General features: G+C 66.2%; 1 protein-coding gene. It reads left to right on the forward strand.

What is annotated here, in order from left to right; genetic code table 11:
- The first annotated feature begins 67 nt into the window (after positions 1–67).
- Positions 68–376, forward strand: a complete 309-nt coding sequence (locus tag TN53_RS41850) for a transposase (RefSeq protein ID WP_095047015.1) — start codon at positions 68–70, stop codon at positions 374–376.
- The last annotated feature ends 210 nt before the right edge of the window (positions 377–586 follow it).

Here is a 586-nt window from a genome sequence, read left to right on the forward strand (position 1 = left end):
GTTGGAGTGACCCCGGAAATTCCGACACCTGGACGCTGGATGTTTCGTCATCCAGGGGAAGTGATCCATGGTGGCAAAGCGGAAGAATTACCCCCCGGAGTTCAAGCGGGACGCGCTGGATCTGGTGCACTCCTCGAAGGACCGGTCCCTCACGGACATTGTCCGGAGTCTGGGCATCCATCTTGAGACGCTGCGCAATTGGGTCCGCGACGACAAGGCCCGTCGCGAAGCAGCGGACGGCGGAAGTGATGCCGGCATGACCCCCGCCGACCAGGACGAGCTCAAACGCCTGCGGCGGGAGAACGCGCGGCTGAGGGAGGACCACGAGGTCCTCCGGAAAGCCGCCGCCTATTTCGCGCGGGAGACGACACGGTGATCCCCTTCCGTTTCGTCGACGAGCACCGGAACGCCCACGGCGTGAAGCGGATGTGCGACGTCGGGACCGCTCCGGCTACTACGCCTGGCACGGAAACAAGGAGGCACGGCAGGAGAAGGCCGACGCGGAAGAGGACCTGGCCCGCCGCATCCGGGACATCCGCACCGGCTCCCGGGGCGCCTACGGCGCCCGCAGGATCACGCTTCAGGA

The organism is Streptomyces sp. WM6386, from assembly GCF_000972385.1.
Classification (GTDB): Bacteria; Actinomycetota; Actinomycetes; order Streptomycetales; family Streptomycetaceae; genus Streptomyces.

What these genes read in the sequence shown, in the direction of transcription:
- TN53_RS41850 (WP_095047015.1), top strand. Translation starts at nt 68, where the DNA reads ATGGTGGCAAAGCGGAAGAATTACCCCCCGGAGTTCAAGCGGGACGCG.